The organism is Hyphomicrobium sp. 99, assembly GCF_000384335.2.
GTDB lineage: Bacteria > Pseudomonadota > Alphaproteobacteria > Rhizobiales > Hyphomicrobiaceae > Hyphomicrobium_B.
The window spans coordinates 1,740,355-1,762,718 of record NZ_KQ031382.1 but is presented as its reverse complement, the minus strand read 5'-3'; the positions used below and the strand labels follow the sequence as shown (position 1 = coordinate 1,762,718).

At 61.2% G+C, this 22,364-nt stretch carries 18 protein-coding genes; 4 read left to right on the top strand and 14 right to left on the bottom strand.

What is annotated here, in order from left to right:
* Positions 1–73 precede the first annotated feature (73 nt).
* From G359_RS08465 to G359_RS08450, 4 genes are all read left to right on the top strand, one after another.
* Complete coding sequence (locus G359_RS08465; protein ID WP_045835760.1) at positions 74–1,669, top strand: APC family permease; 1,596 nt, start codon at positions 74–76, stop codon at positions 1,667–1,669.
* Positions 1,670–1,756: 87 nt separating this feature from the next.
* Positions 1,757–3,208 (top strand): glutamine synthetase family protein, encoded by a 1,452-nt coding sequence (locus G359_RS08460; protein ID WP_045837818.1) that lies wholly within the window; start codon positions 1,757–1,759, stop codon positions 3,206–3,208.
* Positions 3,209–3,253: 45 nt separating this feature from the next.
* Positions 3,254–4,192 carry a carbon-nitrogen hydrolase family protein gene (locus G359_RS08455; protein ID WP_045835759.1) on the top strand — a complete coding sequence of 313 codons (939 nt, stop codon included), beginning with the start codon at positions 3,254–3,256 and terminating at the stop codon, positions 4,190–4,192.
* Positions 4,193–4,237: 45 nt separating this feature from the next.
* Positions 4,238–4,906, top strand: a complete 669-nt coding sequence (locus tag G359_RS08450) for a type 1 glutamine amidotransferase (RefSeq protein ID WP_045835758.1) — start codon at positions 4,238–4,240, stop codon at positions 4,904–4,906.
* A gap of 830 nt (positions 4,907–5,736) precedes the next feature.
* Here the strand turns inward: G359_RS08450 and G359_RS08445 are convergent.
* The 14 genes from G359_RS08445 to G359_RS19665 form a co-directional block, all read right to left on the bottom strand.
* Complete coding sequence (locus G359_RS08445) at positions 5,737–6,786, bottom strand: quaternary amine ABC transporter ATP-binding protein (RefSeq protein ID WP_045835757.1); 1,050 nt, start codon at positions 6,784–6,786, stop codon at positions 5,737–5,739.
* A 4-nt stretch (positions 6,787–6,790) separates the two neighbouring features.
* Positions 6,791–8,389, bottom strand: a complete 1,599-nt coding sequence (locus G359_RS08440; protein ID WP_045835756.1) for a GMC family oxidoreductase — start codon at positions 8,387–8,389, stop codon at positions 6,791–6,793.
* Between the two features lie 21 nt (positions 8,390–8,410).
* Positions 8,411–10,408 (bottom strand): ABC transporter permease, encoded by a 1,998-nt coding sequence (locus G359_RS08435; protein WP_156150714.1) that lies wholly within the window; start codon positions 10,406–10,408, stop codon positions 8,411–8,413.
* 25 nt (positions 10,409–10,433) lie between these two features.
* Positions 10,434–11,384, bottom strand: a complete 951-nt coding sequence (locus tag G359_RS08430) for an ABC transporter substrate-binding protein (RefSeq protein ID WP_045837816.1) — start codon at positions 11,382–11,384, stop codon at positions 10,434–10,436.
* A 262-nt stretch (positions 11,385–11,646) separates the two neighbouring features.
* Positions 11,647–13,137 (bottom strand): aldehyde dehydrogenase, encoded by a 1,491-nt coding sequence (locus G359_RS08425; protein ID WP_045837815.1) that lies wholly within the window; start codon positions 13,135–13,137, stop codon positions 11,647–11,649.
* A 58-nt stretch (positions 13,138–13,195) separates the two neighbouring features.
* Entirely contained in the window at positions 13,196–14,470 is a 1,275-nt protein-coding gene (locus G359_RS08420) for an amidase (protein WP_045835755.1), read from the bottom strand.
* 6 nt (positions 14,471–14,476) lie between these two features.
* The gene (locus G359_RS08415; protein ID WP_045835754.1) at positions 14,477–15,412 is read right to left on the bottom strand and encodes a LysR family transcriptional regulator; all 936 of its coding nucleotides are present in this window, start codon (positions 15,410–15,412) and stop codon (positions 14,477–14,479) included.
* A gap of 56 nt (positions 15,413–15,468) precedes the next feature.
* Complete coding sequence (locus G359_RS08410; protein ID WP_052699265.1) at positions 15,469–16,656, bottom strand: oxamate carbamoyltransferase subunit AllG family protein; 1,188 nt, start codon at positions 16,654–16,656, stop codon at positions 15,469–15,471.
* Positions 16,657–17,268 carry a hypothetical protein gene (locus G359_RS08405; protein ID WP_045835753.1) on the bottom strand — a complete coding sequence of 204 codons (612 nt, stop codon included), beginning with the start codon at positions 17,266–17,268 and terminating at the stop codon, positions 16,657–16,659. It abuts the gene before it with no gap.
* Positions 17,265–18,134 carry an NAD-dependent epimerase/dehydratase family protein gene (locus G359_RS08400; RefSeq protein ID WP_045835752.1) on the bottom strand — a complete coding sequence of 290 codons (870 nt, stop codon included), beginning with the start codon at positions 18,132–18,134 and terminating at the stop codon, positions 17,265–17,267. The genes G359_RS08405 and G359_RS08400 overlap by 4 nt, the downstream gene beginning before the upstream one ends.
* A gap of 16 nt (positions 18,135–18,150) precedes the next feature.
* The gene (locus G359_RS08395; protein ID WP_052699264.1) at positions 18,151–19,146 is read right to left on the bottom strand and encodes a PDR/VanB family oxidoreductase; all 996 of its coding nucleotides are present in this window, start codon (positions 19,144–19,146) and stop codon (positions 18,151–18,153) included.
* A 13-nt stretch (positions 19,147–19,159) separates the two neighbouring features.
* Positions 19,160–20,341, bottom strand: coding sequence for an aromatic ring-hydroxylating oxygenase subunit alpha (locus G359_RS08390; RefSeq protein WP_045835751.1), 1,182 nt, complete (start codon positions 20,339–20,341; stop codon positions 19,160–19,162).
* 295 nt (positions 20,342–20,636) lie between these two features.
* Entirely contained in the window at positions 20,637–21,077 is a 441-nt protein-coding gene (locus tag G359_RS08385; RefSeq protein WP_045835750.1) for a VOC family protein, read from the bottom strand.
* A gap of 466 nt (positions 21,078–21,543) precedes the next feature.
* Positions 21,544–22,344: a FecR family protein gene (locus G359_RS19665; protein WP_052699263.1), complete on the bottom strand. Its 801-nt coding sequence runs from the start codon at positions 22,342–22,344 to the stop codon at positions 21,544–21,546.
* Positions 22,345–22,364 lie beyond the last annotated feature (20 nt).

Sequence of the window (22,364 nt, the reverse complement as noted above, 5' to 3'; positions counted from 1 at the left end):
GCCTGATGAAAGCCGGCACCCAGAAAGGCGTCGGCTTCCAGCGAGGATCTCGGGGTCAATCAGGAGACAGCAGATGCATTCGACCACCAGGGGAAGCACGGTCGCCGTCCGGCCTGCGGATAGTTCGACGTTCGACGTCACCCAACAAAAGAACGTTCACCTTCTCAAGCCCAGGGCAGTTGGCTTGATCGGCGTCCTCTTCATGACACTGACGGGCGCTGCACCCATCACGGCGAGCTTGCTCAACATTCCGATTGTGGTCGGTAACGGGAACGGTATCGGCGCACCCGCCGCGTTTCTGGTCGCGACCCTCATCCTGCTGCTCTTCTCCATCGGCTACGCCGCGATGGCTTCAAAGGTCTCGGCAGTCGGTGGTTTCTATTCGTTCATCAGTCATGGGCTCGGCCGGGAAATGGGCATGGCGTTCGGCTTCTGCGCCGTCGCTGCCTATGCCATTTTCGAGCCGGCACTCGCAGGCGGCCTTGCCTACTTCATGAACCTGAAGCTGGCCGAACTCTTTGGTGTCAACGTTCCCTGGGCGCCGATCGCGATAGGGATGGTCGCCCTGATTTCGCTGCTGACATATTTCGAGGTGCAGATCTCGGCTGCATTGCTCGGCATCGCACTGGTCGCAGAGGTGTTTATTCTCGTCATCTTCGACGTCGGAGTTTTCGCGCATTCGGGGAACGGCGTGACCGCATCGATGGCGGCTCTCAATCCCCTTGCGGCGTTCCAAGGATTCCCCGCCGACGGGAAGCTGCTTGGCGGCGCAGCCGGTATCGGCCTGTTCTTCGCCTTCTGGTCGTGGGTCGGCTTTGAGATGGCGCCCAACTATGCCGAAGAATCGATCAACCCGAAAAAGATCGTGCCGATTTCGCTTTACGTTTCGGTGCTCTCACTCGGCATTTTTTACACGATCACATCATGGGCTGTGGTTTCAGCATACCCCGACTTTCATTCGTTGATCGATGCCGCGCAGAATAACTCCGCGACGTTTTTCTTCGATCCCGCTGCGAAACTGATTGGGCCTTGGACGACATCATTGATGAGCTATCTGGTGCTCACGAGCTCATTCGCTTGCGGCATGGCGTTCCACAACACAGCAGCTCGGTATCTTTACGCACTGGGACGTGAAGGCGTCCTTCCCAAGGCTTTGGCCCGCACACATATCGTTCACAAAACGCCGTACATTGCTTCCTTCGTGCAGTCGGTTCTAGCGATACTGGTGATTGCGGCGTTTGCGATCTTCATCGGCTCCGATGATCCGAAAACAGATGCTTATGCGGGCCTGTTCAGCTTGATGGCGTTGATGGGCACGGTTCTCGTGCTCGCTGCGCAGGCGATCGTATCGCTTGCGGTCATCGCCTACTTTAAGAAAAATCATCCCGCAGAGTCGGGTCGCTGGTCGACCTTCGTCGCACCCTTGCTTGCCTTTCTATCGCAGACGTTCGCGCTCTACCTGTGTGCCACCAACATGGATTTTCTAGGAGGCGGCTTCGCCTTCGCTGAGTGGATCATCCCCCTCGATATCGGAATATTCCTCGTTGGGCTCGCCGGCGCACTCATTATCAAAAAGACCGACCCAGGCAAGTTCGAGAAAATCGGGCGGCTGATCTACCGGGGCATCCCTGAGGGAACGCTTGCGGCCGCCCAACGCGGCGAGAGCTAATACATGGGACGATGGAATTGGTTGCTTCGGCGCGAGACGCGCGCCGAAGCAAGGAACGATCACGGATCACAATCGAGGGACAGGAAAATGGCCGTAAGACAACCACAGTTCATTGAAGATCACGGGCTCTGGAGCGAGGAGCAGAAACGCGCGGCTGTAGAAGTGCTCGCCCGGATCGAGGCTGAGAACATAAAATACGTCCGCATCGGGTGGGGCGATCAGCACGGCATCGTGCGCGGCAAAACCGTCACGGCCGCCGAGTTCAAGTCGAGCTTGCGCAGCGGCAAGGATTTCCAGCTCGTCACCGCAATTTTCGACACGACCAACCATCCGATCGTAACGCCTTTCGGCGATTCCAATAATCTCAATATCCCCGAGATGATCGGCTTGCCGGACGGCGTCCTTGTGCCCGATCCGTTGACGTTTCACGTTTTGCCCTGGGCGCCCGACACCGGTTGGATCATTAGCGATGCCTACCTTTCGAATGGCACGCCCTGCCCGCTTTCCACGCGCCAGATCCTCCGCGCTCAGATCGAACGGTTGGAGGAGAAGGGCCTTGAGATGGTCGTCGGACTTGAGTTCGAGTTCTATATCTTCAAGCTTGAAGACGCGCGCTTAAAGCCCGAAGAAAGCGGATACCCCCCGGAGCCGCCGCTCGTCTCGATGCTGTCGCATGGATATCAGTATCTGACCGAGAACCGGGGGGACGAGATCGATCCTGTGCTGCGCCTGCTTCAATCCAATTTGGAGGCGCTCGGTTTGCCGCTTGCGACCGTCGAGGATGAGTGGGGCCCCGGCCAATGCGAGATAACATTCAGTCCGATGACGGCTATGAAGGCCGCCGATAGCGCGCTGCTCTTTCGATCGGCTGTTAAGCAGATATGCCGCCGCAACGGTTATCACGCCACATTCATGGCCCATCCGCAAATTCCGAATGTATTTCCCAGTGGTTGGCACATGCACCAATCGATCCGGCGCATTGCGGACAAGACGAATATTTTCATGGCTGAGGATGGCGAGGGACCGCTATCCGACTTTGGTATGAACTACGTTGGCGGTATTCTGCAGCACGCGGCAGGAACATCTCTCATGACGACGCCGACGATCAATGGCTACAAGCGGCAGCGGCCGGATGGCTTCGCGCCATTTAAAGCCGGATGGGCGCTCGAAAATCGCGGTGCGATGGTGCGCGTGATCGGTGGCCCGGGCGATCCGGCCTCCCGCGTCGAAAACAGGATCGGTGAACCGACGGCCAATCCATATCTCTACATAGCCTCGCAGCTCATCGCCGGACTCGATGGGGTGGCCACGAAGAAAGACCCGGGCAAGCCGGCATTGGCGGCGTACCTGGCTGATGCACCCGTCCTGCCTCGTAGCCTGATGGAGGCCATCGAGGGATTTCGAAAAGACGCGGTCATTCGCGAGGCCCTCGGAGAAAAATTCTGGAATTATATGGTCATGCTGAAAGATTACGAGGTTGGGCGTTTTCTGGCAGCCGTCACCGATTGGGAGCAAAAGGAATATTTCGAGATGTATTAAGCTTGGACGTCAAATCTTTCGAAGTGTCACGTCCAGGAGGCCGTATTGAAAATCGCTGCTGCTCAGATCCGCCCCGTGTGGCTCAACAAGCCTGCGACTATTGCAAAGGTCATCGATACAATCCGGCAGGCGGCGAGCGAGAAGGTCGATCTTCTCGCTTTTCCCGAGGCATTCGTCAGTGGCTATCCTTTTTGGTTGTGCCGAACGGACGCGGCGTCGTTCGGCAATCCGATGCAAAGCAATGCGTACGCCCGCTTCCTCGAAGCCTCGATGGAGGCGGACTCTCCGGAAGTGCAGCAGATCGTTGAAGCCGCCCGCGATTACGGTGTCTCCGTTTTCCTCGGCTTCAACGAACGTGGCAGCAGCATCGGGCGTGGCACGCTTTACTGCTCGTTGCTCAAGATCGACGCGAAGGAGGGCTTGCTCGGCGTACATCGCAAGCTGATGCCGACGCATGACGAACGGCTGTGCTGGGCTCCCGGCGACGCGCATCAGCTGCGGACTCATCGCATCGCGGGCGTCCAAGTCGGCGGGCTCTGCTGCTGGGAGAACTGGATGCCGATGGCGCGCTTCGCCCTCTACAGCGGTGGCGAGGAACTCCACATCAGCCTCTGGCCCGGCAATGCCGCCGTGGCCGAGGGGATCGTCGGCGCGACGGCGCGCGAAGGACGCGTGTGGTCGTTGAGCGTGCACGGATTGCTCTCAATGAGCGATATTCCCGATGATTTTCCTTTCAAAGCTGAACTCATCGCTCAAGGCCATGACGTCATCTTTAACGGGGGCTCATCGCTGGTCGCGCCGGATGGAACGACCGTTATCGCGCCGGCTGTCGGCCTGGAGGGGCTCATCACACACACCATCGACGTCCAAGAAGTTTACGAAAACCGCCAGCTCTTCGACGTGACGGGACACTACCATCGCCCCGACATCTTCGATCTTCGAATTCGCGGCGAACGCTTCGATACCGGTAAGCTTTGGCGCTGAAGGTCACACCGACGACGTCCCGCAAACGACATTCAAGTGAGCACTATGAAAGTTACTGTTATTCAGAACAGTGCATACGGTCCTGCCGGATTGGTCGAAAAATATATTAGCGCCAAAGGCTGGACCTGCCGGCAAGTCTTATCGCCGAAAGATGTGGTCACGACGGATCTTGCGCACATTGTCGATGATGTCGTCATCTTCCTCGGCTCTCGTCGCGGGGTCTATGAGACGCATGTTCAATGGATTGCGCGCCAGCGCGCTCTGATGCGGCGGCTCATGGCCAACTCCGTTCCCGTTTTTGGCATTTGCTTCGGCGCGCAGCTGATGGCCACGGCATTGGGTGGAACGGTTGCGCCCATGGGCCATCGGTATCGCGGCTGGATGGTCAACGACCACGCCGTCAATTCAATCTGGGAAGGTCCTTGGCTGCGCTGGCATGGCGATTCCATCACTCTGCCTGAGGGCGTTGAGATTTTTGCCAGCGACCAGAACACGATCCAAGCTTTCCGCCAGGGATCGGCTGTCGGAGTTCAATTTCACCCCGAGATATCGAGCGATCTTTTGCATCAGTGGGCCGCGTACCGGACATCGATGACCGGTCCAGATAAATTCGCACTGCAAGAAGCGACAGTCTATGCCGAGAGCCATGCCCGGCAGATTGAAAGACGCGCCTTCGAGTTAATTGACGAAGTATTTGGGATGATGATCAACTGAAGAACAGACAGGCCCAACATCGAACGCAACCTCTTGAAAACGCCCAAACAGCATCGCGCTACCTCGGCTTACGCCTTGGTGCCGGTCGCGGCGGCCGCCGCTTTAGTTGATAATGGAGGCCAATACACAAACGCGAGCCTTCGGGATTGGATACATCGAATCGACGGCTTGCCTGCGCGCTCCGCAACACCTGCCACTTGCAGAGGGCTGACTTTCGATCATCGCGCCCGAATTTAGGCAACCCCGACGTTTTTCAAATTCCATCAACGTCCGCTTGTGGCCCATAGCTGCAAACCAGCAACGTCCGCTTACCGATGAGCAGCTGACGCGCCACGAACCGACATGACTGGTATTCGCGATCGAGCGTTGGATGTCCGCTATCTCGGCAAAGACGACAGTCGCTGAAGGCAGCTTTGCCGAGAAAGCGGACGTCCGGTCGTCCAAAGCCCCGTTGTTCGGATTGGCCTCGATAGCGTCCGAGACGCACTCGAAAGCAGACAACCATCAGTTGACGCGATGGGCCAGAAGGAGTCGTTCTGTGATTTCAGGCCGTGGGTTTCGAAAGCCATCGGGCATTCGTCGGCCTGCAGAAGCCCCATAGCCCCCGCGGATGACAATCGCGGCCCGCTTCGACGGCATACATCACCGTCGAGGTAAACGGAAGGAAGGCTCCTCCTTCCGGCTCAGAGAAACCTGTCCAGAGGTCAGTGCGGGAGGAGCACGCAAGCTCATCTTCGAGCGTAGGTCCGCCGCCGCGGTGTCCTTGAGAGTGCAAGATATGAGCCGGCTTAGAGAACGCAACGCTACGTGACGGAAATGCCTGTTCCAGTTCAGGCCGCTGTAGCGCCGGCCGGCCGTTCGAGCAGCACGGCGATCACAACCTCGCGCGTCACTGCGCCGATCACTGCTCCAGTGGCGTCCACAACGCCGACCGGGCCGAGCGCCGCGAGCACCTTCTCGGCCACATCGATTACCCTGGCCGTCGCGGGCACGGTCGTGCCGATGCCCGTCACGTCACCGATCGGCTTCGCCAGCGACCCGATGGAGATGACGTTGGCGCGCCGCACATTCTTGGTGAAGTTCGCGATGTAATCATCCTTGGGATTGAGCACGATGTCCTCGGGCGTGCCGATCTGGACGATACGGCCGCCTTCCATGATGACTATGCGATTGGCCAGCCGTATCGCCTCGTCGAAGTCATGCGTGATGAACAGGATCGTCTTCTTGACGATCTTCTGCAGCCGCAGCAGCTCCTCCTGCAGCTCGTGGCGGATCAATGGATCGAGCGCCGAGAAAGGCTCGTCGAGGAACCAGATGTCGGGGTCGACAGCAAGCGAGCGGGCTATGCCGACACGCTGCTGCTGGCCGCCGGAAAGCTGCGTCGGGAAATGCTCGATGCGGTCCTTGAGACCCACGAGCTCCACCATCTGCCGCGCCCGTTCCTCCCGCTTGGCCTTGCTTTCGCCGCGCACCTCCAGGGGCAGCGCCACATTCTCCAGCACCGTGCGGTGCGGAAGCAGAGCGTAGTTCTGGAACACCATACCCATACGGTGGCGGCGCAGCTCGATCAGGCGCTTGGGCGAGGCGGCCAGCAGGTCCTCGTCGTCGATCCACACTTGGCCATAGGTGGGCTCGATCAGACGACTGACCGTCCGCACGAGAGTCGACTTGCCGCTGCCCGACAGGCCCATCACCGTGATCAGCTCGCCCGGCCAGATCTCGAAGGACGCGCCGCGGACGGCACCGAACAGATTGTGCTTGAGAAGCTCCTCGTCCGTCGGTGGCGTTTCCCTCCCCGCGAAGATGGAATCGGCACCCGGGCCGTAAATCTTCCATAGGCCACGGACCAATAGCTTCGGTTTCGTCTGGGTCTTGTTCATGCGGTCATCTGCTGTATTCGCCAATCCCAAGAATGATGTCACTGGCGCGATCCGCGATCATGATCGTTGGGGCGTTGGTGTTGCCGTTGATCAGCGCGGGCATCACCGAGGCGTCGGCCACGCGCAGGCCCTCGACCCCGTTCACTTTCAGCTGAGGATCGACGACGGCGTCGTCGTCCTTGCCCATGCGGCAGGTGCCGACGGGGTGGTAGACGGTCTCTGCCTGAGCGCGGATGAACTCGTCGATCTCAGCGTCCGAAACCGGACCATGACGCAGCGTCAGCGCCGTGCCGCGCACCCCGTCGAAGGCATTTTGCGCCAAAACGTCCATAGTCATCTTCACGCCCTGCCGCAGCATCGGCAGGTCCCCGGGTGCAGAGAGATAGTTGGCGAAAATGCGCGGATGCATACCGGCATCGCTGCTTGCCGCCCGCACTGAGCCGCGGCTCGCCGGATAGCCGTGATTGATGTAGATGGTCAGGCCGTGCTCATTCGGCCACGAGCTGTCGTGGCTGGTAACCAGCGCTGGTGTCAGATGCAATTGCAGGTCGGGATATTGAAGCTCGGGACTGCTCTTCAGGAACGCCCCCGTTGACAGCGGCGCCTGCGCGGCGAGCCCGGTCCGGGTCGCTGCATATTGCAATGCCACGGCCGTGCCGCGAACCGGATGCAGCCAGCGATAGTGGCTGATTGGCTTGGTGATCCGCGACATCAGGCAGACGCACAGATGGTCCTGCAGGTTCTCTCCCACCTGCGCGCGGTCGGCCACCACCGGAATACCTAGTTTGCGCAGATGGTCGGCTGGGCCGACGCCCGAAAGCTGCAGCAGTTGCGGAGAGTTGATCGTCCCGCCCGACAGGATGACCTCGCCTTCGCAATGCGCCTGTTCGATCTTGTTGCGGCGACGATACTCCACGCCGACCGCCCGCGAGCCTTTCCATAGAACGCGCGAAGCCAGCGCACCGGTGATGACGGTAAGGTTGCGACGTGCCCGCGCGCGCCGCAGGAAGGCAGTCGCCGTGCTCCAGCGCCGCCCGCGATAGACGGTTGCATCGAAATCGCCGAAGCCTTCCTGGTCCTCGCCGTTGAAATCGTCGCTGAGCTTATAGCCGGCCTGCTTTCCGGCATCCACGAACATGTCGCACAATGCAGACGTACGGCGCGCGCGTGTGACCCGCAGCAGGCCGTCCGCGCCATGATGCTGGCCGGCTCCCCGCTCATTGGCCTCGACACGCTTGAAGTAGGGCAACACCTCCCGGTGAGACCAGCCCTCGGCACCCAGATTGGCCCAGCGGTCGTAGTCGCCGGCATTGCCGCGCGTATAGACCATACCGTTGATCGAACTCGACCCGCCGATCGTCTTGCCGCGTGGCCAGAACAGCGAGCGGTTGTGAAGATGCGGCTCCGGCTCGGTGTAATAGCCCCAGTTCAACTTCAGGTTCGGGGCCACTGCCGGCAGCGCGGCCGGAATGTGGATGAGCGGCTTGCGGTCCCAGTTACCGGCCTCAAGCAGTAGGACCCGGTTTTTCGGATCGGCGCTGAGACGCTCCGCCAACACGCAGCCGGCCGAACCGGCACCGACGATGATGTATTGATAGGTCATGTATTCTCTATTCCATCACGATTAGGAACGGGGTGTCTGGGCGGCGAGGCGGATTTCGGCGAGCCCGCCCACAAGGCGATTGGCGATCACGGCCAGGCATGCGATCGCCAGGCCTCCTGTGAGGCCCTGACCGGGGTCGACCTTGGCCAGCGCGCTCAGCGTCTCGCGGCCCAGGTCCTTGGTGCCGATGAGCGCGGTGACCACCAGCATGGCCAGCGCCATGACGATGGTGCCGTTCAAACCCAGCAGCACTTGTGGCGCTGCCGTTGGCAGCTCGATCTTGAACAACCGCTGCAGCGAGGTCATGCCGAGCTGCGTGCCCGCTTCCTTGAGCGACTCCGGAACTCCGCGGATGCCGAGTTCGGTGAAGCGAATAGCCGGGCAGATCGCATAGGCGGTGATGGCTACGAACGCAGGGAATTCGCCGGCACCGAAGAACATGATCACTGGGATGAGGTAGACGAAGGCTGGCAGCGTCTGCAGCGTATCGACGATAGGCATGATGATGCCGGCGGCGGTGCGGCTACGGCCGGCAAGGATGCCGAGCGGAATGCCGAACAGGGAAGCCGTGACCACCGCGACGGAGCAGAGGTAGATCGTCAGCATGGTCACCTGCCACAGGCCAACCGCCGCGATCGCGAGCATCAGCGAGCCCACGAGCAGCGCCCGCCTCCACCCGCCGATGAGATAGCCAAGCAGCGAAACGAACAGCACGCCCACGATCCATGGAATGCCAACCATGAAGGTCTTGACCGGGATCAGTACATGGATCAGTAGCCCGTTCTTGATGCCGTCCATCAGCCAGAACAGATTGACGTTGGTCCATTCCACGATGTTGTCGGCAAAGGAGCCCGTCGATACATTCCATTCGGCCGGGAATACGGCCAGCTGCGGCACGAACAGCGACGCGGCCGTCGGCACCAGTAGCACCGCGCCGATGATGATCAGGAAATTCCGCAGCGCGATGCGGCGGCCGCTAGCGCGTTTGACCGAGCTCTGGAAAAACCGGTCGAGCAGGATCGCCATCAGCGTGATGCCCAGGCCTGCCTCGAGGCCGCGGCCGATATTGAGCTGCCTAAGGGCAACTAAAATGTCGTAGCCCAACCCGTTGGTTCCCACCATCGAGGCCAGCACGGTGCAGGAAAACGACAGCATCACGATCTGATTGATGCCCACGCGCAGTTCGGCCTGCGCTGTCGGAATGAGGATCGTCCACAGCTCCTGCCGCCGGTTGCAGCCAACCGAGTGGGCGAGTTCGCCAATCGAATTTTGCGCAAGGTTGAGGCCCGCCACCGTGGTACGGATCATCGTCGGCACGGCGAAGATGACGGTTGCCAGGATGGCGGGGGAATAGCCGAGTCCGAAGAAGACAATAAGCGGCACCAAATAGGCGAAGATCGGCATGGTCTGCAGCTGGTCGAAGGCCAGCAGTGCCGGTGTCTGAATCTTCGGGCGGCGCCACAGCATGATGCCGAGCCAAAGCCCAAGTCCGGCACCAATTGGCACCGCAATGGTGAGAAGCGATATGGTCTGCATAGCGCTGCGCCAGAGGCCGAAGCCGAGCAGATAGCATGCGCTGAACGCGGTTAGAAAAGCGAGGCGTGCACCGGCCAGCCGCCAGCCGAGCAACACGGCGGCCACCGAAAGCCCGAGCCATGACAACGGCGGCACGATGGTAACCTGCTGGGAGCCGAAGCCCTTGTAGATGCCATCGACCAGGACGACCTGGATGATCTTGGTCGGCCATTCGATGACGGCCGAAAGCGAGCGGGTTAAATCCTTGAGCGCCACGTCGCCGACGATGTGGCTCTCTGAAATCCACTTCAGTCCGGAGCTCAGGTATTTCGCGGCCGGCAAGATGTATTCGCGCGGCCACGCCACGAGCCAAGCCGGCAGGAATGGCGCCAGCATGTAGATAGCGGCGATCACCAGAAGGCTTGCGACTATTCCAACCTGCCGCGCCTTGTATGCGCGCGCAGGTGCAGGGACGGGTGGTGAGATCGAAAGCTGATAGGTCAATGTCACCACCCGCACTCTTCGTCGCTTATTGGAGCCAGGCGGTCCAACGGTCCTTGTTCTTCTGCATCCAGGTATCGACGGCTTGAGGCACGCTCTTGCCGTTGAGGCTGATGTCTATCAGCGCCTCGGCATATTCTTTGTTGTCGAGCTTGACTGCCTCGAAGATCTTGTAGGCGTGCGGCCACTTTTCCTTGGCGCCGTTCCAGGCCAGCTTCAGGATCGGACCCTTCGGCTTCTCACAAGCGTAGCTCTTGTTTGCGAAGCATTCGTCGGAATAAGGCGGCAGCTCCACATATTCGCCCTTGAAGACGAAGGGAGCCCAATGTGGTTCATAGAGCCACGCAAGGATGGGAACCTTGCGCTGGACGGCCGACTTCACTTCCGCCAGTAGCGCGGCTTCCGAACCGGCGTGCACGACCTCGAAGTTCAAGCCTAGACTGGCGAGACGCTGCTCGTCGAACCCGCCCCAGTCCTCGGGAAATGCCAGCAGGCGGCCCTTGCCGCCAGTTTCGGGCGTAGCGAAAAGCTTCGCACAGTCTTTCAGCGCCTTGTAGTCAGGCAGGCCAGGGCACTGTTCCTTGACGTAGTCGGGATACCAGTAGCGATCCATGCCTAGAAGGCCGATTTCGCCGACATTGGTCATCTTGGCGGCCTTAAGCAGCGGCGGCAATTCCGGGTGACTCGTGGTCCAGGACTCCGGCTGGAAAGTGACATCACCATTCTCGAGCGCCGTATAGACAGAGCTCGCATCGATGGTCACGGGCTCGGCATTGTAACCCGCTTCCTTCAGCAACCGCACCAACAGCGCCGTGCTAAACTCGCTACCCGCCCAATCGTGCTGAGCGACCTTGATCGGATCCGAAGATTCCGGCGTGAACGCCAGGGCACTCGACGAAAGCATGAAGGCGCCGGCCATTGCGCCGGCGACAAGCGAGAATGTGCGACGGGTGAACGTCGACTTGAGAGGATTCTGCATCGTTCTTTGTTTCACCTTTGAAAAAGAAGCCGTGCGGTTCTTGTAGTTTTGGACAGACATCCCCCGAGCGTAGGTCACGAGCAATCGCTTCGCGCTGCTCTATTTTTTTATCCTGATGAGCGCCCACCTTCAGCACGCTCATTCAGTATTGATCCAGATCAACGGTCAAATATGAATCCCTGAGAAGCCTCCTCAGTTTGACATCGCCATTGAGCAGATGAATTTCGCCTCGATTTGATCGCCCGCGCGCAACGATTTGCGATCAAAACTTGATCCAGGTCGTCTTCAGCGCGGTGTATTTGTCGAGCGCGTGCAACGACAGGTCCCGGCCCATGCCCGACTGCTTGACCCCGCCGAACGGAGTCTGCGCGCTGAACGCGTCGACGGTGTTGACCGAGACAGTGCCCACCTTGAGCGCCTCCGCCACGCGGTGAGCGCGCGAGATCTTGCTGGTCCACACCGAAGCGGCCAAGCCGTAGATTGTATCGTTGGCCAGCGTCACGGCTTCGGCTTCGTCGTCGAAGCCTGTCACCGCCAGCACTGGTCCGAAAATCTCGTCACGCGACAGCGGGTCCTTCGGGTCGACGTCGACGAAGATGGTCGGTTCGATGAAGCAGTCGCCGCCATCGATGGTCATGCGCTCGCCACCTAGCACCAGACGCGAGGTCTCGCGTGCCGCCTTGATGGCGCCCTCGATGCGCGCTGTGTGACGGGCATCGACGATTGCGCCCATGGTGGAGTCCGGGTCTAGCGGGTTACCGGGTCGGAAGCCCGCCGCCTTCTCCTTGAGCTTCTCGATGAACTCGTCCTTGATGGAGTTCTGCACCAACAGCCGCGAATTTGCCGAGCAGATTTCGCCCTGGTTGAAGAAGATGCCGAACGCCGCCATCTCCGCCGCGGTATCGATATCTTCCACGTCCTCGAACACCAGATTGGGCGACTTGCCGCCGCATTCGAGCCAGACCTGCTTCATGTTCGACTGCGCCGCATAGCCGAGGAAGGCCTTGCCCACGGCCGTCGAACCGGTGAAGGCCAAGCAGTCGACGTCCATGTGAAGTCCGAGCGCCCTGCCCGTCTCCGGTCCAGTGCCCGGAACGACGTTGAGAACACCCGCGGGCAGGCCGGCCTCCATGGCAAGTTCGGCCAGGCGCAGCGCTGTCAGAGGCGACTGTTCGGCGGGCTTCAGCACCACGCTGTTGCCAGCGGCGAGCGCGGGTCCGCATTTCCAGGTCGCGATGTTGAGTGGGTAATTCCACGGCACAACCGCGCCAATCACGCCAAGCGGTTGCCGGCGCACCAGTGCCAGATTTCCCGGATCGGTCGGCGCAACCTCGTCGTAGATCTTGTCGACGGCCTCGCCGTACCATTGGAACAGATCTGCCGAACCCGGCACGTCATAGGTTCTGGCGTCTACCACCAGCTTACCCATGTCGAGGCTTTCCAGCAGAGCCAGCTCATCGAGATGCGTGCGCAAAAGGTCGGCCAGCCGCAGCAGCACGGCTTTGCGTTCGGACGGTGCAGCGCGCGACCACACGCCGGACTCAAAAGCAGTCCGGGCGGACGCTACCGCGCGGTCGACATCCTCGGCGCCACAAGCCGCGACCTGCCCGAGCACCTGTCCCGTTGCCGGGTTGATGCTGTCGAACGTCCGCCCGCTCGCCGACGGCTGGAACTTACCGTTGATGAATGCCTCGGTCCGGGGCGAGATCTTTTGTGCGAGCGCAACCCAATCGTGCTTAGCGTAACTGGTCATATGCATTCCTCAATGGTCGCTGAATTCGGTGTGCGTGTCCGAGGGCCCGTCACGCAGATCAGTAGTGAGAAGGCGGCGCGAGCCGGGGCAGCAGTCGCTCAGCCCACAGGGCGTGCGCGAGCAGGCGTTCGTCGTCATGAAGGCCGGAGATCAGCTGCACGCCGACTGGCAAACCGGCGGGCCCGACAAATCCCGGCAAGGTGATCGCCGGCAGCCGTAGCAGCGTCCAGGCGCGGCTGAAGATTGGATCCCCGGTGGCGCCGAGACCGAGCGGAGCCTCGCCCACTGCAGCCGGAGCAAGCAACACGTCATAACGTTCGGTCAGATCCCGGACACGCGCCCGCAGCTCCTCGGCGCGTCGCAGATTGCGCACATGCTCGGCGCGTCCGATGCGCGTGCCGGTTTCGAGCATGCCGCGCAGCACGGGACTCAGCCTGTCAGGTTCCGAGGCCAGCTCGCAGGCAAGCGTCTGCGCCGCTTCGAATGCCATGATGCTCGCATGCAAATCAGCAGCATCCTCGAAGCTCGCCATGTCCACGTCTTCGACTTCGGTCTCCGTCGCGAATGCCGCCGCGGCACCGGCGATTGCGTCGCGCGTAGCCTGCTCGGCCTTATTCCACCATTGCGTACGGCAGACGCCGACACGACGGGGCGTGGCAGGATCAGTAACCGGGAGCGCCGGTATAGGATTGGCCAGAACCGAGTGCACCGCCGCCATGGTGGCGACGTCGCGGCTCAACGCTCCCAGCGTGTCGAAGGACGGCGCAAGACCTTTGACACCGGCGAGGCTGTAGGTGCCGTAACTCGGCTTGAAGCCGACGACGCCGCAGAAGGAAGCCGGCCGCGTAATTGAAGCGGCGGTCTGCGAGCCGAGCCCGGCATCGATTAAGCCCACGGCCACTGCCGCTGCCGAGCCGCTCGACGAGCCGCCGGGTGTGCGCGCGCCGTCATACGGGTTGCGCGTCGGCCCCGGCGAGAAGAAAGCGAATTCAGTCGTCACCGTCTTGCCCATCACCACCGCGCCGGCTGCACGAAGCTGGGCCACCGCCGCTGCGTCGCGTACCGGCATGGTTCCGGCATGGATCGGCGAACCGCACCCCGTGGGATAGGGCGTTGCATCTATGATGTCCTTGACCCCGAGCGCGAGTCCAGCCAACGGCGATGCGTCTGCCCGCGCGTTGACCTCGGCAGCCTCAGTAAGAGCCACTTCGGCGTCCCGCACGACGAAAGCACGCAGTTCGGGTTCGAAAGTCTCGATCCGTGCGAGGCAGCGTTCGATGTGCTCGCGTCCGGACGTTTGCTCAGCAGCGATATCCAGTTCCCCCTCCTGCATCAGAATTTAAGCGCCGCCATCACAGGGGGTCCGCATGCCGGGAACGCCCCCTTTGAAACGGTCCACGCAGTATTGTTCGAAGGTTCGCACCGACGCGGTGCTCGCGCCCTGCTCGAGCGTGGCCATGCCGAGCGCGAGGGGTGAGATGTTGCCGGTTAGCGGAATGCTGACCAGCGGGTGGCCGTCCAGCGCGATTTCACAGCGCGGCAGCATCGTCTGTATGGTCGCGCCATAGCCATTGGCCACCAGCGAACGCACGACCTCCGGACTCTTCGTGACTTGGGTGATGTTGGGCGACACCCCACCTTGCTCGAAGACCGAGAGGAAATATTCGCGGCTGAGTGGCAGGTCGAGCATGATGTAGGAGAACTCCGCGAGCTCGCTGATCTGCACCTCCTCGTGCTGCGCAAGCGGATGATCGCGCGCCACCACCACATGCGGCCGCAGGTTCGCCAGCGTGGTGAAGCGGATGTCCTTGGGCAGCTGCATGTCGTAGGTCAGCGCGACATCGATCTGGGCCAGCCGAAGGCGCCGGATGATCTCCGCCTGGTCGAGATCAGCGAACGCGAGCTGAACCGCCGGATGCGCAGAACGGAAAGGCTCCAGAAGGCTGGGCAGGATCACCGGGGCGACGGTCACCAAGCATCCGATCGACAGCGGCCCCTGCACCACCGAGCTCAGCTCGTTGGCAACGACGTATAATCCGCCCATGCGGTTGATGATGTCCCGCACCTCGCGCATCAGCCGTTGACCGGCAACCGTCAGGATGATGCCCTGCGCCGGATTGCGGACGAATAGATTCACGCCGAACTCGGCTTCCAGCGACGAGATGGCCGCCGAAATCGAAGGCTGCGATATCCGGGCTCGCGCCGCTGCAATGGTGATGCTGCCGGCGTCCGCAGCCGCCAGGAAGTATTCAAGTTGCTTGAGTGTGAAGCGCAAAGATCCGGCTCCTCCCAGTGGTTCCGTGCTTAAAAAAAAAGCACCCACCACATGGGCTAAGTTGTCTGAAACACGCAGCCCGGCACATCCACTACGCCGCCGCCAAGCCGGCCCGCTTCGCCGCGCTCGTCGATCATGCCAAGTAGAATGATCGGTCCCTTGCCAGCTTTTGCTGCTCGGTCGGCCAGACATCCGACCAGGCGCCCACCGAGCCCCGGATGCTTGCCGCCGAGGATGGCAGCACCCCGCTGGAGTGCGTCGTCGGGCAGATAAGCAGCCAGGTTCGCTGCCAAGACCGGCGCCGTCGCAAGATTCATGCCGCCGAGTCCGAAGAAGTCGATCACGGCGCTGTCGCCAAGCGCGCCAGTCGGTCCGCTGCCGGCAAAGCGCGGATCGACGGTGCCGACAGGCTTGAGTGCGTCCGAAATTTTCCAGCGGCCTGGCTCTCCGGCCAGCACGTAGCCGAACGTTACGCCGTTGCCGCCAGCGCGCGACACCAGTGACGAGCCCTCCACTCCCTCCGCCGCGCTGGATTTAAGCGCAATCGACGCCATCCATATGTTCAACGCGAAGGCGGCCGCCCCGTTGAGAAACTCCGAAACGCGGCCCGGCGTGTCGAAGGCTCGCCGCCGCAACGCGCTGGCGATGAGCCCGGAGCCAGCGCTGGTTTGGGCGTGGCCGTCGTCGCCATGACTGAAGGACTCGAGCATCAGCGGAAGCACATCCAGCGGTTCGGCCAGGCAACCGGTCAGCCAGTCGGCAAGCTCGCCGTTCAGCCAGCGGTGTTGATCCATTAGGCGCTCGTCCCGCCGTCCTAAGCGGGTGGCGATATCGGCGCCTTCGTTGAGCACGCAATAGCGTGCGCGACCGCTGGCCGGATCGCTGATCCGGACCGCTGCCATGGACGGTGACGCCACACCTGCAAGCGGCACGAGAAGGCCATGGTCCTGTGCCGGTTCGACCGCGACCGCGCCGGCCGCGATCAGCGCTTCCGCCTCGTCCCAGCTTTTTGCCCAGCCTTCATACAGGCAGCCGAACGCCAGCGAATTGCGCACCGGCGCGGGAATGACTTCGGCCGAGTCGTACGCCGGGCCCGCATGGAACAGGCAGGGGCTTTTCTGAGGAGCGACGTCGCCGATCTTCACGACGCCGTCCCAGCGCGGACGCGTGGCGATGACGCGCCTCAATGCCTCGTCATTTGCAGTGGCCGTTGCCGGACCGGTGTCGTTGAGCTGTCCGTGCATCTACTCAGCCTTGATCCAGGTTTCGCTGTGCGCCAATGCAGCCGACTGCGCCCGGCCTCCGAAGAAGTCGCGCTCCACCGTACTACCGGGCAGAACCTCGCCGTTAACCCGCACCTCGGCGGAAGACGCCGGCTGGAAGATGCTCAGCATGACGTGCTCGAGCGTTTGGGTCTGGTTGGCGGGTACGTCGGCGGCAAACGGTGTCTGCAGGTCGCGCCAGGTCAGGCTTGCGCTGCGGCCGTCGGCGGTCTCGGCGTACTCGGTGGCAAAACCCGGATAGCTGTGGCTGACACTGAAGGTCGCGTCGCCGATGATCTCCATCTTGGCCAACGCCGCATGCGCGGGGCGGAACAGGCCGAAGCGCTTGACGAAACGCTCAATCAAGTCGTGCGCCAGCGGCACATTATCGGTCAGACACACGCGGCGGCCTTCGCGCTCCGGATCGTAGGGGTTTTCGAGCACGAGGATGACGTTGCCACGCCCCTTGTCGGAGAAGACGACGCGGAAGAACAGAGACAGGCTCGACCAGTCACCTGACGGGTCCGTCTTCAGATAGACAAATGGATTGTCACCGGTCCAATCAACAACGCCCGCGCGAACACCATTGGTCATACTGTCTGTTCCTTGGTCAAAGTCTTGCGCATTTCGAGATAGTTGGAAGAGGGTTCCCAGCCGAGATAGTCGCGTGCCTTCGCGCTCGAGAAGATCGACGCGCGCGGGTTCTGTTCGAAGATGCGCGGATTGGGAATTTCGGGCAGCGCGCCGAAACGGTCGGCATACCACTCCAGCGTCGGCTCGGGACGCGAAGTATCGGCTGCGCTCAGGAAGAACTCGCCCTGCCGCACATTAGAGACCAACGCGGCGGCAAAGGCGCGGGCGACATCCTCGGCTGTCACGTAATAGAAGAGCCAATTGCGATCGGGTGCCTCGACGAACTCGACATACTGAGCGAAGGTTTCCTGCAGCACCACCGCGAGCGGCCGCAGCGACAGCACGCTCATCGACGTTCCCTGCGCGAAGCTCAGCGCCATCTTCTCCATCAGCAGCTTGCTGACGCTATAGGCCTGCACAGGGCGATTCTCGTGCCGCTCATTCACCTGGAGATAATGCGGACGCCACTCGGGCCGCATTTCGGAAAGGCCGCAGGCCGAGATGCTGGAGCACAGCACAACCTTTGACAGATTGTTCTCGCTCGCCGCCTGCAGCGCATGCCAAGTGCCGAGCGTGTTAACGCGGATATATTTCTCAGGCGCCGCCTTCCAGTCGAAGTCGATCGCGGCCAGATGCACCAGCGCATCGGCGCCCTTGCAGACACGCCGCAGCGCATCGAGATCCATCACGTCCACAGTTTCATGCTGCACGCCGCTGTCGTCGGCAACAAGATCGGCGTTGATCACGTCATAGGACTTGGCCAGCTCGCGCACGACGTAGCGCCCCACTCGGCCGGATCCTCCTGTCACCACCACTTTTCTGATCATTGAGAAAGCACTCCCCCTAGATATCGAGCACGAGACGATCGCCGGCGGCGCGGGAAACGCAAACCATCATGGTGTTGCCTCGCTCGCGCTCTGCCGGCGTCAGCACTTGGTCGCGGTGATCGATGCGGCCTTCGAGCACGCCGCACTCGCACGTGCCGCATGAGCCCGAGCGGCACGTCGAGTCGATCTTGATGCCCTCCGCGCGCAGCACCTCAAGGATCGAGCGGTTGGCCGATACCATCAGCACTTTGTTGCTGCGCGCCAGCTTCAGCTCGAAGGTGCGCTCGCCATTGCCGAGTTCGGGCGGGGTGAAACGCTCAATCGAAAGGCTCCAACTCCCATTTGCAGTCGCAGCCAGCTTTTCGAGAGCGTCCAGCATCGGCGCCGGCCCGCAGGCTTGCACGGCTGTACCGGCGAGCAGCGATTCGAGCTTTGCCGCCAGATCGAAATTGGGCTCAGCGGACGCGTAGAACTGGACCTTTCCGCCCGGATAGGCACGCAGCTGCTCAGCATAGACGAAGCGGGATTCGCTGCGCGCCAGATAGACCAGCTCCCACGATTTGCCGCGCGCCGAGACGGCCGCAATCATCGGCAGAAGCGGCGTGATGCCAATGCCGCCTGCGATGAAGAGATAACGCTCGGCTTTCAAGAAAGTGAAGGCTTGGCGTGGGCCGATCGCGGGCACCATTGCGCCGAGCACTGCGTTTTTGTGCATCCACACCGAGCCGCCCTGCCCTTCCGGCTGCAGCTGCACGGCGATGCGCCAGTGCTGGCGATCAGAGTAATTGCCGAGCAGGGAATAACTCCGCCCTTCCGTCCTGCCCGCTAGCGGAAGAAGGAACTCGACATGCGCGCCCGGTTGCCAAGCTGGCAATGGCGCGCCGTCGGCGCTTGCAAATGTGAACTCTTCAATTCCTTCGCCAACCGAACGGCGTCCGGTTACCTCAAGGACTAGCGAAATCGCGGCCGGCTTCTCGCCTGCGGCCTTTTCGATCGGGCTCATCTGGTTCATCGACGCACTCCGCTCACGACGCGGCGCGGTAGCGGTCGATCAGCCAGCCGTAGAACTGGGCGATCACCTTCTCCTTCGGCGACAGACGTCCGCGCGGCGCGAAGCGCGAGCGCAAGCCTGCCTGGCTGCGGCTCCAAGCATAGAGGTCTTCCTCCATCACCGGCCCGAGGTCGTTCTTCTCCATGGCGGCTGTTTCGGCGAAATTCGGCCCCTCCAGGGTCGACTTCGGGAATAGCCAGGAGACACCGAAATAGGATTGCTCCGGGCCGCGTGGCAGCCACAGGAAGTACTTCACCTTGTCCGACTGTGTCACGATCAGCAGGTTCGGCATAACCGTGACGTACTGCAGGCCAGAGCGCTCCAGCTTTGTGAGATCAGGCAGCAGCGGATGCAGGATCTTGCCGGTGCGCGTCGGCGCGGGGTCGAGCACTTCGCTCTTCAGCTGATAGGCGATGATGCCGCGTTCCGGATCGGAAAGGTGGGTGTCCTCGTCGATGCAGTCTTCCGGCGTCGGATAAAAGTTGCACCAGGTGCCGCTATGCAGATGCGTACAGTGGTAGCACTCGTCGCCGTAGATCTTCCAATCCCAGTCATAGGGAATCATCTCCAACGGCGTAGCGGCGGAGAGTTCCGACATACGGAAGTTCGCCAACTGCCCGGAGAGATGCGCAAGGCGCTCGCCGACGGGGGCCAGGCTCTCATCGAAGGTGATAAAGATGAAGCCTTCCCAGATTTCGCTGCGGATGCGCGGCAGACACACGGCGCCCTTGTCGAAGTCGTCGACATCGTTGAGCGCCGGCGCGGAAAGCAGATTGCCATCCAGGCTGTAGACCCATGAGTGCAACGGGCAGCGGATGCGCTTCGTGTTGCCGTGCCCGTCGAGAAGCAGCATGGCACGATGCTGGCACACGTTGGTCAGCACATTGACGTTGCCCGCACCATCGCGAATGGCAAACAGCGGCTCCTTGCCCACAGTGATCGTGAAGTAGTCGCCGCTATTGGGAATGTCCGTGGCGCGGCCGATGCAGAACCACTCCTTCTCCCAGACCGCCTTGAATTCGAAATCGTAGAATTCGCTCGAGGTGAAGCAGGCGCCCGGCAACGCATGAGCCGGACCTTTGATGCCGTCGGATTTGTCGAATTCATGCAGCGGAATCGGACATTTGATTGCGGCGGAGCTGCTCTTCTCGATCATTATCGATCTCATCTTAGGGTCTTTGGCTGCGATGCTTTTGCGATGGCCGAGCGAGTTATATTGCTCGGTCGCACACCACGAAAACCGCCAAAAACACAAGGCAAGACCTCAGCAAAACCTAAGAGCACGCGTGCGGGCGGCCGCTGACAGCCGGCCGCAGGCGGTCTGAATGAGCCGGAGCCTGACCAGCTCTGGATGGAGAGCCCAGGATCGGTGCTTTCTCTGGATGGAGACAGATCTCAGCCAGCGAAGTGGCTTGAAACCGGCGCGCGAACACGCCGCCTCTCAGCTTCAGTTACCAGCTTCCGATGTTCGGCATCGAGATCCACGGCTCGGCCGGCGGAAGTTTCTCGCCCTTCTGCAAAAGCTCGATGGATATTCCCTCGGGCGAGCGGACGAAAGCCATGTAGCCGTCGCGCGGCGGCCGGTTGATGACGATGCCTCCATCCGCAAGCTTCGTGCAGAAGGCGTAGATATCGTCGACCTCAAAGGCTAGGTGCCCGAAATTGCGGCCGCCACCATATTCCTCGCGATCCCAGTTGTAGGTGAGTTCGAGGATCGGCGCGTTGGAGGCCTTCGCGTCGGTCAGGTCCTTGGGCGCGGCCAAATAGACGAGCGTGAATCGCCCCGTCTCACTTTCGCGCCGCCGCACCTCCACCAACCCCAGCTTGCCGCAGTAGAAGCCCATTGCCTCTTCGAGGTCCGTCACCCGGACCATTGTGTGCAGATACCGCATTTCAGAGCTCCCTCGATTCCAAATCCCCATACACGCTTCGCGCGGCCGCGCATTTCGGATTTGCTGAGGGGGTTCATCAAGCTTCCAAGGGTCGGCGGAGCGGCAATGCCGATGCTGCTCCGGCCGGCGCGTGTCCGGACCCGCCAGCTGACGCGAGGGTGGCCGGAGACCCGAGTCCCGGTGTTAGGGCATGATATGTCCGCCATCTCTGGGGATAGTCATCGCCGATAACCAGTCAGATCGAGTTCGGAGTTCCGCTTTGGGCCAGCAGCAGACGGAATCAGACCTCAACGTGTTAGATCGATATCGGTGGCATGAACGCGATGCGTTGCAGCCAGTGCTGCTGGTGAGCAAGCGTCGTCCCTTCGCCATACAGCCGCTTATGGCCCATTAGGTCTTCCTGGATATCGCGCGGCCCATCGCCATGTTGGCGCTGCCGATCTCAATTTCTTTCCGCCTCCATGCGTCAAAACGGCAACGCCTTTCGGAGTGCTCGTCCCAGTGATCCTGCACCCTTCTTTACAGCGCCTCCGGCTTTAGTCGCAGGATTCTCAATGATATCGGCTGTCTTTAGCCGGCGTAGAGGATCAATCCGCAAGGTTTTGCCGACGAATGGAAATGCCGTCCCGACTCCTATGCCGGGGATTAGGCCTTTCGAAAATCTGAGCGGCTCGGAAAGTACGCCGCCGATCGTCGCGTGAATGATCCGCCCAACGGTATTGTGGCGCTTGCAGGATTTCGTCTTGGTGCAGATGTTGACTTCGCCCTCTTGCAAAAGCACGAGGGTGTCGCCATTGCCGTCGACATACACGTCAAACACGGTTCCTCGCACGCCGATGGTCGCGGAAGGCGTTTCGATACGGTAGGCGTCTTTCTTCTCTGAGCCGGTGATGAACCTGAACGTCCCTTTGAGGAAGTTCACGCCGATACTTGTCACTCCGGCAGACTTTCCGATGACAAAATCATCGAGCTTCAAATCAGCGTTCGGGCCGATCGCAAGCTTGGTTTGATCATCAAGTTTGAGTTCGGCCTCCGACGCATCGCCAGTTTCCAGGTACTCGCTTCGATGAACGCGGCCACCCTCCTGCAAATTGCGCTTGTCGTCGCCAAGCGTCGCCAGAACATCGCGCTTTATCGTGATGGCAGTACCGACCTCCGGCGTCGCATCGTCGGCGAGAGCCGGCAAGCCAGATGCCGCGATCGATACCAAAAACGCAGCAATAAGACGCCTATTCCGAAGCGAAGGCAGCGAATACGCGATCGCCATGGCGATGACCCGAAGTTTAT

Excerpts from the sequence above, each read along its gene's own strand:
- G359_RS08425 (WP_045837815.1), bottom strand. The coding sequence starts at position 13,137 with ATGACCAGTTACGCTAAGCACGATTGGGTTGCGCTCGCACAAAAGATC.
- G359_RS08405 (WP_045835753.1), bottom strand. The coding sequence starts at position 17,268 with ATGACCAATGGTGTTCGCGCGGGCGTTGTTGATTGGACCGGTGACAAT.
- G359_RS08410 (WP_052699265.1), bottom strand. The coding sequence starts at position 16,656 with ATGCACGGACAGCTCAACGACACCGGTCCGGCAACGGCCACTGCAAAT.
- G359_RS08440 (WP_045835756.1), bottom strand. The coding sequence starts at position 8,389 with ATGACCTATCAATACATCATCGTCGGTGCCGGTTCGGCCGGCTGCGTG.
- G359_RS08445 (WP_045835757.1), bottom strand. The coding sequence starts at position 6,786 with ATGAACAAGACCCAGACGAAACCGAAGCTATTGGTCCGTGGCCTATGG.
- G359_RS08400 (WP_045835752.1), bottom strand. The coding sequence starts at position 18,134 with ATGATCAGAAAAGTGGTGGTGACAGGAGGATCCGGCCGAGTGGGGCGC.
- G359_RS08395 (WP_052699264.1), bottom strand. The coding sequence starts at position 19,146 with ATGAACCAGATGAGCCCGATCGAAAAGGCCGCAGGCGAGAAGCCGGCC.
- G359_RS08465 (WP_045835760.1), top strand. The coding sequence starts at position 74 with ATGCATTCGACCACCAGGGGAAGCACGGTCGCCGTCCGGCCTGCGGAT.
- G359_RS08450 (WP_045835758.1), top strand. The coding sequence starts at position 4,238 with ATGAAAGTTACTGTTATTCAGAACAGTGCATACGGTCCTGCCGGATTG.
- G359_RS08420 (WP_045835755.1), bottom strand. The coding sequence starts at position 14,470 with ATGCAGGAGGGGGAACTGGATATCGCTGCTGAGCAAACGTCCGGACGC.
- G359_RS08460 (WP_045837818.1), top strand. The coding sequence starts at position 1,757 with ATGGCCGTAAGACAACCACAGTTCATTGAAGATCACGGGCTCTGGAGC.
- G359_RS08430 (WP_045837816.1), bottom strand. The coding sequence starts at position 11,384 with ATGCAGAATCCTCTCAAGTCGACGTTCACCCGTCGCACATTCTCGCTT.
- G359_RS08385 (WP_045835750.1), bottom strand. The coding sequence starts at position 21,077 with ATGCGGTATCTGCACACAATGGTCCGGGTGACGGACCTCGAAGAGGCA.
- G359_RS19665 (WP_052699263.1), bottom strand. The coding sequence starts at position 22,344 with ATGGCGATCGCGTATTCGCTGCCTTCGCTTCGGAATAGGCGTCTTATT.
- G359_RS08390 (WP_045835751.1), bottom strand. The coding sequence starts at position 20,341 with ATGATCGAGAAGAGCAGCTCCGCCGCAATCAAATGTCCGATTCCGCTG.